A 5,251-nucleotide genomic window follows, 5' to 3' on the forward strand; every position below is an offset into this window, starting at 1 on the left:
CCTGGTGCGGGCCAAGTCCGACGAGGAGGCGCGCGCCCGGCTCGACAAGACCTTCGGCGTCGGCTCTCCCGAAGGCGACCCCACACTGCTCGCCCACTACCAGCGGCTGGCGGCCGACCACCTGGAGGTCATCGCGGGCGACAAGGGTGAGGCCAACCTGGGCCTGGACCAGCAGACCTGGCAGCGACTGGCCGACACCGTCGACGTCATCGTCGACCCCGCGGCGCTGGTCAACCACGTGTTGCCGTACAGCGAGCTGTTCGGGCCCAACGCCCTGGGCACCGCGGAGCTGATCCGGATCGCGCTGACGTCGAAGCAGAAGCCGTACACGTACGTGTCGACGATCGGCGTCGGTGACCAGATCCAGCCGGGCACGTTCGTCGAGGACGCCGACATCCGGACGATCAGCGCGACCCGCGCGATCAACGACAACTACGCCAACGGCTATGGCAACAGCAAGTGGGCCGGCGAGGTATTGCTGCGTGAGGCACACGACCTGTGTGGTCTGCCCGTCACGGTGTTCCGCTGCGACATGATCCTGGCCGACACCACCTATGCCGGACAGCTCAACCTGCCGGACATGTTCACCCGGCTGATGCTGAGCCTGGTCGCCACCGGTATCGCGCCCGGTTCGTTCTACGAGCTGGACACCAAGGGCAACCGGCAGCGGTCGCACTACGACGGGCTACCGGTCGAGTTCATCGCGGCGGCGATCTCGACGCTGGGGACGCAGATCCTGGACAGCGACACCGGCTTCCAGACGTACCACGTGATGAACCCGTACGACGACGGCATCGGCCTGGACGAGTACATCGATTGGCTGGTCGAGGCCGGGTATTCGATCGAGCGCATCGCCGATTACTCCGAATGGCTGCAGCGGTTCGAGACGTCGCTGCGGGCCCTGCCGGATCGGCAGCGTCAGTACTCGCTGCTGCCGCTGTTGCACAACTACCGGACGCCGGAGAAGCCGACCAACGGGTCGATGGCACCCACCGACGTGTTCCGCGCGGCGGTGCAGGAAGCGAAAATCGGCCCCGACAAAGACATCCCGCATGTGTCGGCGCCGGTCATCGTCAAGTACGTCACCGACCTGGAATTACTCGGGCTGCTCTGAGTTCAGCCAGACAACAAGTCGCCCAGCCCTTTTGGGGCTGGGCGACTTGTTGTTGGTGTGCTGACTACTGCTGTGGGTGCGGCCAACGCAGGTACGCGGCGTTGCCCCCTGACCCCGCACCCGCGCGCTGGCGACGCCAGCCCCGCTTTGGTTCGGGGTCAGACGACGCGCGCGGCTTGGTCAGCGCACCCGAGGAGACCTCGGCCGGCTGCTCGTAGACCGAATCCCGATACGGCTCGACGGCGGATGCCCCTGCGGCTGCCGGCGCCGACGGCGGCACGTCGCGTGCCAGGCGCACGGCGGTGCGTGCCAACACGACACCACCCACGAAGATGATCAGCGCGCCCAGGCCCGAGAAATAGGTGACCTCGAGCACCGCGCGTTTGCGGTCGGTTGCGGCGATCGGGTCGCCGGCGGAGCCGATTCCCAGTAGCGGGGCGACCTGGCCGCCCACGACGAACCAGGCGCCGGCCGCCACGGCCAGCCATCCGCCCAGCATCGCGGCGACGCGGTTGCCGGCGACGATCAGCAGTAGGCCGCCGATTGCGGCGGCCACTCCGGGTGCGACTTCCAGCCAGCCCCGGGCCGAACTCCACGCCCAGTTTCGGTCCGGTGTGTAGGCGAAGTTGAAGTGTGGACCGACAAACGGTATCAACGCCCCCCAAGCCCCCAGAATGACCAGGAGTAATCCGCTGACCGCGCCTCGCGAGCGCGGCATGCTCAGCCCGCGGGTTCGGCCGTCCTCTGCGTATTTCATGACATCCCCTCGTTGAATACCGGGCCTATTTCCGGCTCGAGATGGGTACCCGGCGTCTTCAACTAGTAACCCACGCGGCAAACGAACGCCAACCGCTGACCGTGGTTATTGAGGCTGATGAGGCTGGTGTTACTACTGAAGGCCGAGCACCAGCAACACGATCGTCATCGCCGGGAAGGTGCCCTGCGTCAGCGCGGCCCGCGCCTTGTCGGGCGCGGACACCAACAGCACCACCGCCGCCGCGGCCATCGATCCGACGCCGGCGAAAACGAGTGCCGCGCCAACATCCCTGTGCCCCAACGAGATTATGGCAATACCGATGCCGGTGACGATGGCCAGGAACAAGTTGTAAAAGCCCTGATTGAAGGCGAGCAGCTTGGTGGTCTCGGCTTCCTCGGCGGTGGTTCCGAAGGTGGCGCGGGTGCGCGGCGAGGTCCAGGTCAACGATTCCATCACGAAGATGTAGACGTGCAATAACGCCGCCAGCGCGGCGAACACCAGCGCGGTCGTGATCATCGCGTCCTCCTCGCCAGTCGAGGCCGGCGCGTAACGGCACCGGCGGCCGAGGCTGCCGGTGCCGTTTCGCGTTGCCGGTTGCCGTCCTAGACGCCGGCGTGGTGATGCCGGCGGAAGAGGCCGCGTCCGCTGCGCCGCCGGGGCTCCTCCGGCCGGGCCGCCACCTCGTCCGTCCGGGCCCGCGTCAGGCCGCTTGTCTCGTCATACATGCCCGGTCCACCCGACGGCACGGCGTCCCCTGCGACGGGCGCCGGTTCCGCCACCGCGACGTCGCGCGCATGCCGCACCGCCAGGCGCGCCACGGCCGCCCCGCCCAGGAACACGATCAGCGCACCCAGACCGGTGAAGTAGGTGACCTCGAGCAGGGCTCGTTTGAGGTCCGTTGCGGCCGCGGTCGTCGCCGGTTGGCCGACGTCGCCGATGCCCAGCGTCGGCGCGAACGCGCGGCCGACCACGAACCAGGCGCCGGCGCACACCGCCAGCCAGCCGCCGAACACGGCGGTCGCGCGATTGCCGGAAAGGAGCACCAGCAGGCCGCCCACCGCGGCCGCGGCCCCCGGGAGCACCTCCAGCCAGCCTTTGGCCGCCGTCCACGTCCACGCGGGGTCAGCCATGTAGGCCCAATCGACGTTGGGCCCGAAGAACGGAACCAACGCACCCCAAGCACCCAAAAGAATCAGGAGTAGCCCGGTCAGCGCGCCGCGGGTACGTGGCATGTACAGCGCGCGAGGGCGTTCATAGTCGTGGCGCCTGTTCCTCATCAGAATCTCCTTCACCAGGTATTACTGCTGTAAGCCTGGTTACCCACCGCGCGGCCATGTAACCCGAACGGGCGGCACAGATGTTTGCTGCGGCCACCGGGCCGGCGGCCGTGACCGGCTACTCGAACAGACCGGGCTGACCGAGCCCGGCGGCCCCGGGCGGCGGCGCCATGCCGAGGTGAGTCCAGGCCTGGGCGGTGGCCACCCGGCCTCGCGGAGTGCGTGCCATCATGCCGGCGCGGACCAGGAACGGCTCACACACCTCCTCGACGGTGGTGGCCTCCTCTCCCACCGCCACCGCCAGCGTCGACACCCCGACCGGACCGCCGCCGAAACTGCGGGTCAGCGCGGAGAGCACCGCCCGGTCCAGCCGGTCCAGACCCAGTTCGTCGACGTCGTAAACCGCCAGCGCGGATTTGGCGACGTCGCGGGTGATCACGCCGTCGGCGCGCACCTCGGCGAAGTCCCGAACCCGGCGCAACAGCCGGTTGGCGATCCGCGGCGTGCCGCGCGAGCGCCGGGCGATCTCCTCGGCCGCATCGCCGCCGAGTTCGATTCCCAGAATCCCGGCGGAGCGGGCCAGCACCCGCTCCAGCTCGGGGGGTTCGTAGAAGTCCATGTGTGCGGTGAAGCCGAATCGGTCCCGCAGCGGGCCGGTCAGCGCGCCCGAGCGGGTGGTCGCGCCGACCAGGGTGAAGGGCGCCACCTCGAGGGGAATCGACGTCGCCCCGGGGCCCTTGCCGACGACCACGTCGACCCGGAAGTCCTCCATCGCCAGGTAGAGCATTTCCTCGGCGGGCCGCGCGATGCGGTGGATCTCGTCGATGAACAGCACATCGTGCTCGACCAGATTGGACAGCATCGCCGCCAGATCCCCGGCGCGTTCCAGCGCGGGCCCGGACGTCAGCCGCAACGCGGATCCGAGCTCGGCCGCGATGATCATGGCGAGCGACGTCTTGCCCAGCCCCGGCGGCCCGGACAGCAGAATGTGATCCGGTGTGCCGCCGCGGTTTTTGGCGCCCTCGATGACGAGCTGCAGCTGTTCGCGCACCCGCGGCTGGCCGATGAACTCCCGCAGCGAGCGCGGCCGCAGGCTGACGTCGATGTCGCCTTCCCCGGGCGCGAGGGCACCGGAGACCTCCCGGTCGGACCAGTCGTCGCCGGGGTGGGTCATCGGGACTTACCCAGCAACGACAGGGCCGCGCGCAGCGCGCCGGAGGTGGTCGCGTCCTGATCGGCGGCCAGCACCTTGTCGGTGGCTTCTTCGGCCTGCTTGGCGGCGAAGCCGAGGCCGACCAGCGCCTCCACCACCGGCCCGCGGATCGCGTGGCCATTGCGGGCGGTAGCCACGCCCGCCGCGCCGGCACCGACCGTGCCGATCTTGTCGCGCAGTTCCAAGACCATTCGTTCGGCGCCGCGTTTGCCGATCCCGGGCACCCGGGTCAGCGCGGTGACGTCGCTGTCATGCAGCGCCTGCCGTAGCGCGCCGGCGTCGTGCACGGCCAGGGTCGCCATCGCCAGCCGGGGCCCGACGCCCGACACCGACAGCAGGGTCAGAAACAGGTCGCGGGTCTCGGTGTCGGTGAAGCCGTACAACGTCATCGAATCCTCGCGGACGATCATCGCGGTGATCAGCCGCGCCTCGGTCCCGGTCCGCAGCGTGGACAGCGTCGACGGTGTCGCGTTCACCCGGTAGCCGACCCCGGCGGCCTCGATCACCACATGATCGAGCGCCACCTCGAGCACCTCGCCGCGCACCGCGGCGATCATCGGGCGGCCTTGAGCTTGGCCTTGTACTTCTGCCGCTGCTCGGCGGCCAGCGCTTCGGCCGCCGCCATGCGGGCGATCATCGGCGCCCGCCAGCAGTGGCAAATCGCCAACGCGAGCGCGTCAGCGGCGTCGGCCGGCGTCGGTTTGGCTTGCAGCGCAAGGATTTTGGTGACCATCGCGGTGACCTGCGCCTTGTCGGCCGCGCCGTTGCCGGTGACTGCGGCCTTGACCTCACTGGGGGTGTGGAAGTGCACGTCGATGCCGCGTTTGGCCGCCGCCAGCGCGACCACGCCACCGGCCTGGGCGGTGCCCATCACCGTCGTCACATTCAGC

The 5,251-nt window shown here is 69.3% G+C and carries 7 protein-coding genes; 1 reads left to right on the forward strand and 6 read right to left on the reverse strand.

Features of this window, described 5'->3' with window-relative positions:
- Positions 1-1,114 (forward strand): thioester reductase domain-containing protein (locus tag Q0W90_RS23000; protein WP_297776840.1); only part of this gene is annotated, 1,114 nt, incomplete at its 5' end.
- Between the two features lie 64 nt (positions 1,115-1,178).
- On the opposite strand, the gene Q0W90_RS23005 is transcribed toward Q0W90_RS23000, so the two are convergent.
- The 6 genes from Q0W90_RS23005 to Q0W90_RS23030 all read right to left on the reverse strand — a co-directional run.
- Complete coding sequence (locus Q0W90_RS23005) at positions 1,179-1,871, reverse strand: hypothetical protein (RefSeq protein WP_297698389.1); 693 nt, start codon at positions 1,869-1,871, stop codon at positions 1,179-1,181.
- Between the two features lie 132 nt (positions 1,872-2,003).
- Positions 2,004-2,387, reverse strand: a complete 384-nt coding sequence (locus Q0W90_RS23010; protein ID WP_297698391.1) for a DUF1304 domain-containing protein — start codon at positions 2,385-2,387, stop codon at positions 2,004-2,006.
- Positions 2,388-2,473: 86 nt separating this feature from the next.
- Complete coding sequence (locus tag Q0W90_RS23015; protein ID WP_297698393.1) at positions 2,474-3,148, reverse strand: hypothetical protein; 675 nt, start codon at positions 3,146-3,148, stop codon at positions 2,474-2,476.
- 118 nt (positions 3,149-3,266) lie between these two features.
- Positions 3,267-4,322, reverse strand: a complete 1,056-nt coding sequence (ruvB, locus tag Q0W90_RS23020; protein ID WP_297698395.1) for a Holliday junction branch migration DNA helicase RuvB — start codon at positions 4,320-4,322, stop codon at positions 3,267-3,269.
- A complete protein-coding gene (gene ruvA / locus Q0W90_RS23025) occupies positions 4,319-4,918 on the reverse strand; it encodes a Holliday junction branch migration protein RuvA (protein WP_297698397.1) in 600 nt (199 codons plus the stop codon). The genes ruvB and ruvA overlap by 4 nt, the downstream gene beginning before the upstream one ends.
- The coding region (locus Q0W90_RS23030; RefSeq protein WP_297776844.1) for a crossover junction endodeoxyribonuclease RuvC at positions 4,915-5,251 on the reverse strand (337 nt) is incomplete at its 5' end. The genes ruvA and Q0W90_RS23030, both read right to left, overlap by 4 nt.

The sequence above is a fragment of the Mycobacterium sp. genome (assembly GCF_025933915.1).
In the GTDB taxonomy this organism is placed as follows: Bacteria; Actinomycetota; Actinomycetes; order Mycobacteriales; family Mycobacteriaceae; genus Mycobacterium.